Source organism: Microbacterium umsixpiens (genome assembly GCF_053543675.1).
This window is the reverse complement of record NZ_JBLVOH010000019.1, coordinates 43,833-47,852: the sequence shown is the minus strand read 5'-3', so window position 1 is coordinate 47,852 and position 4,020 is coordinate 43,833. Positions and strand designations below refer to the sequence as shown.

At 67.4% G+C, this 4,020-nt stretch carries 6 protein-coding genes; 2 read left to right on the top strand and 4 right to left on the bottom strand.

Annotated features, from left to right (window positions below; all coding sequences use genetic code 11):
- Positions 1–110: 110 nt before the first annotated feature.
- Both ACNPM4_RS01945 and ACNPM4_RS01940 read right to left on the bottom strand, forming a co-directional pair.
- Positions 111–1,004, bottom strand: a complete 894-nt coding sequence (locus ACNPM4_RS01945) for a rhomboid family intramembrane serine protease (RefSeq protein ID WP_448984508.1) — start codon at positions 1,002–1,004, stop codon at positions 111–113.
- Positions 1,005–1,025: 21 nt separating this feature from the next.
- Positions 1,026–1,583 carry a peptidylprolyl isomerase gene (locus ACNPM4_RS01940; RefSeq protein WP_029264182.1) on the bottom strand — a complete coding sequence of 186 codons (558 nt, stop codon included), beginning with the start codon at positions 1,581–1,583 and terminating at the stop codon, positions 1,026–1,028.
- Positions 1,584–1,727: 144 nt separating this feature from the next.
- Between ACNPM4_RS01940 and ACNPM4_RS01935 the strand changes: the two genes are divergently transcribed.
- Together ACNPM4_RS01935 and ACNPM4_RS01930 are read left to right on the top strand one after the other, a co-directional pair.
- Positions 1,728–2,234: a DNA helicase gene (locus ACNPM4_RS01935; RefSeq protein ID WP_400857237.1), complete on the top strand. Its 507-nt coding sequence runs from the start codon at positions 1,728–1,730 to the stop codon at positions 2,232–2,234.
- Positions 2,235–2,290: 56 nt separating this feature from the next.
- Complete coding sequence (locus ACNPM4_RS01930; protein ID WP_181156323.1) at positions 2,291–2,746, top strand: aminoacyl-tRNA deacylase; 456 nt, start codon at positions 2,291–2,293, stop codon at positions 2,744–2,746.
- Between the two features lie 2 nt (positions 2,747–2,748).
- Here ACNPM4_RS01930 and ACNPM4_RS01925 read toward each other — a convergent pair whose 3' ends face one another.
- Both ACNPM4_RS01925 and ACNPM4_RS01920 read right to left on the bottom strand, forming a co-directional pair.
- A complete protein-coding gene (locus ACNPM4_RS01925; RefSeq protein ID WP_029264185.1) occupies positions 2,749–3,171 on the bottom strand; it encodes an NUDIX hydrolase in 423 nt (140 codons plus the stop codon).
- Between the two features lie 44 nt (positions 3,172–3,215).
- A partial coding sequence (locus tag ACNPM4_RS01920) for an amidohydrolase family protein (RefSeq protein WP_448984507.1) occupies positions 3,216–4,020 on the bottom strand: 805 nt, incomplete at its 5' end.

Below are 4,020 nucleotides of genomic sequence, written 5' to 3'. Positions count from 1 at the left end.
CGACCCACAAGCCGAACCGAGCGAAAGTTATCCACAACCTTCTCCACAGCCTGGGGAGAATTACACCGGTGTTATTCACAGGGGTTAACAACCCTGTTAACAACTCGGGATCAGGACAAAATGATCAGCGGCGGGATGAAGGCGACGATGACGATCAACAGGACGACGAGCGCCGAGAGGAGAACGATCTGCCACGTGCGCTGGTCTCGACGCCTCGTCCGGGTGTAGATGAGGGCGACCAGCGCGCCGACGATCGCACCGCCGAGGTGCGCCTGCCAGGAGATGCCACCGGCGAAGAAGCCGAAGGCGAAGTTGATGCCGAGGATCACGAGGATCCCGGTCACGTTCGCGCCGATGTGGCGGCCGATGATCAACAGCGAGGCCAGCATTCCGAAGATCGCGCCGGATGCGCCGACCGTCGGGTCCAGGGGGGCGAGGAGGGCGACCGCCACCGATCCGCCGAGGCCGCTGATCAGATAGAGGGCCAGGAAGCGGGCGCGGCCGAGCATGGGCTCGAGGCTCTGCCCCAGCATCCACAGGGCGAGCATGTTCAGCGCGAGATGGATGAAGCTGCCGTGCACGAACAGGACGGAGAGGAGGCGCCAGGGCTCGAAGCCCGCACCGAAGAGGTTCGGGTAGAGATACGGCGCGTAGAAGGCGAGTGCCTGCGTGATCGGCCCGTTCATCCCGGGGATCAGCTGCACCAGTCCGATGAATGACGTGACGGCGAGCAGCACGTAGGTGACGATCGGCTTGCCGCTGCGGGCGATCGACATGGTGCCGCCGCTGCGAGCACCCCACCGACGCTGGGCCTTCTTCTGCGCGGGGGTGCGGTTCTTGCGCTCGGCGTTCATGCACTCCGGGCAGATGACGCCGACGGGTGCCTGAGTCTGGCACTCGGGGCAGATGGTGCGCATGCACCGCTGGCAGAGCACGAAGCTCTGCCGATCCGGATGCCGGTAGCAGAAGTTGTCGCGATTGCTCGTGAACTCAGGCGTGGTCATCCGGATCGGCCGCAGCTGTCGTCAGGCCGCGACGATGTCGATCGACTGCAGCACGACGGGCTCGACCGGACGGTCTCCGCCGCTGGTCGGAACGGCACCGATCTTGTCGACGACGGCGCGGGAGGCGTCATCGGCGACCTCGCCGAAGATGGTGTGCTTGCCCTGGAGCCACGGGGTCGGGTCGGTCGTGATGAAGAACTGCGAGCCGTTGGTGCCCTCGGGCTTGCCGGTGATGGCGTTGCGGCGGAGGCCGGCGTTCGCCATCGCGAGGATGTACGGCTTGTTGAAGTCGAGCTCCATGTTGATCTCGTCGTCGAAGTTGTAGCCGGGGCCGCCGACGCCCTGTCCGAGGGGGTCGCCGCCCTGGATCATGAAGTTCGGGATGATGCGGTGGAAGATGACGTCCTTGTAGAGAGGACCCTCGCCCGGCTTGCCGGTGGCGGGATCGGTCCACTCCTGGGTGCCGTCGGCGAGGCCGACGAAGTTCTTGACCGTCTTCGGTGCGTGATCGCCGAAGAGGTTGATGACGATGTCACCGTGGTTGGTGTGCAGGGTTGCGACGTGGGAAGCGTGAGCCATGCCTTCATTCTCGCAGAGCTTTCGGTGAGTTCGCCCGGCGTACCCCGGATCCGCCGACAGCGCAAGGGCCGGGCGATTCCCGCCCGGTATCCAGCCTCCCGTGGCAAGATGGGGAACCCGTACTCCAATGGACAGGAGAGCATCGTGAGCCTCAGCCGCAAGCGGAAGAAGGAACTGCGTCGTCTTCAGAACGACGCGAACCAGCTCTGGGAGAACCAGCAGGTGCTCGTCGGTCACGCCGCCGATGTCGCCCGCGAGGCCGGACGTCAGCTCGGAAACATCAATCGCGAGCAGGTCGTGCCGGTCATCCAGGACACGTACAACCGCCGTGTCGCCCCGGTCGTCGACCGTGGCGTGAAGCTCGGCAAGCACGTCGTCGACGACAAGTTCGTCCCGATCGTGGGCGGAGTCGTCGGTTCGGCTCTCACCGCGTGGGACGTCGCGAACGCCAAGCGCCACGGTGTGGCCGCACCGGCTCGTCGGGGCGATTTCGGCAAGAAGCAGAAGTCGGGCCCGGGTCTCGGCTCGGTCGTCGCGATCATCCTCGGTGCTGCTGCCGCCGTCGGTGTGCTCTACGCCGCATGGCAGGCGCTGCGTGCCGATGACGAGCTCTGGGTCGCGGACGACCCGCTCGCCGCGCCCGACGCGTGACCCCGTCTGATCTCGCCTCCGTCGCCTCTGGTGACGGAGGCGATCGGCATGCGCGGGTGCGGGATGCGGCCGCTGCTCGCGGGCTCGACATCGAGATCCGCGAACGCCCCGCTGCCGGCAGCCTGTTCGAGGCGGCCGAGCTGCTCGGCATCCCGCCGTCCGGCATCGTCAAAACTCTCGTCGTCAAGCGCTCGGACGACACCTTCCTGTTCGCCCTCGTGCCCGGCGGACGCTCGATCTCGTGGCCGAAGCTGCGCGCCCTGGTCGGCGTGAACAAGCTGCGCCTGCCCGAGCCCGAGCTCGCGCTCCAGGCGACCGGCTACGAGCGGGGCACCATCGTTCCCATCGGCAGCACCACGGATTGGCCGATCTATGCCGACGAGTCCATCGTGGGTCAGCGCATCGCCATGGGTGCCGGCGCTCACGGGTACAGCCTCTTCGTCGAGGCGGACGACCTCATCGCCGCGTACGGGGCGACGGTCGCCGACATCTCGGTTCCCGAGGAGCGCTGAGCTCAGAGGATTCCGGCCATGCGCATCGCGATGTCGACGAGCTTGACGCGCTGCAGCTCGGCCACGGATTTCAGGGGAAACCACTCGGCCATGTCGGTCGAGCCATCGGTCTCGAAGCGCAGCTTGCCGCCCGTGACCTGCGCGCGATAGACGATGCGCAGCGTGTGCAGCGGATCCGCGGCCTTCTGCACGCGGCGTCCGGCGGGGATGACCCTGGAGTGGATGCCGAGGAGCTCGCCGACCTTCACGGTGTAGCCGGTCTCCTCCCGGAGCTCGCGGCGCACCGCATCCTCCGGCGACTCACCGGGTTCGAGTCCGCCGCCCGGCATGGTCCACGCGACGCGACGGCCCTCGGTCCACCGCGCCAACAGCAGACGCCCGTCGTCATCGGTGACGACCGCGTACGCCGCGACACGCAGGTCCATGGATCACACACTATCCGGCGGCGGAGACCCCGGATGACCGCATGTCAGACGACCCGGGCGCCGCTCACATAGGTCGCGGTCACCTGGGTTTCGGCGAGGTCTTCCGCCGAGACCGTGAGGGGATCACGGTCGACCACGATGAAGTCGGCGAAGAGTCCGGGGGCGAGGGTGCCGACCTCATGCTCGCTGAAGAGCTGCCATGCCGCGTTCGCGGTGTGCGCGAGGAGTGCCTGTTCGCGCGTGACCGGGGTGCCGCCCGGCATCCGGTATCCGTTGCGAGTCGCGCGGGTCTCGGCGACGGCCATGTTGCGGAAGGGCTCGTTGGGGGTGACCCAGCCGTCGTTGTGGAAGGTCGCCCGGTGACCGGCGGCGAAGGCGGCACCGGCATCGGCCCAGGCACCACCGTGCTCCGAGCCGAAGAGGTCGTCGACCAGCACCTCTCCCCAGTAGGTGATGTGGTCGACGAAGAGACTGACGGTGACGCCGAGGGATGCCGCGCGCTCGAACTGCTCCGGGGTCATGGCCCCGCAGTGCTCGAGGCGGAAGCGGTGGTCGGTGAGCTCGTGCTGCCGGATGAGCTGCTCGTACACGTCGAGGGTCGCGTCGATCGCGAGGTCACCGTGCACATGGCAGGCGAGCTGCCAGCCCGCGGCGGCATAGGGTTCGGCGATCGCGCGCAGCTGTTCGGCCGTGTAGTTCGCGTGTCCGATGTGATGCGGTTCGAGCCCGAGGGAGCGGGTCGCCGGGGTGTCGAGGTAGGGAAAGGAGGTGGCGATGTTGCCCACCCACGGAGAACCGTCGGACCAGGTCTTCACCCCGGTCTGGCGGAACACGGGATCGCCGTCACCC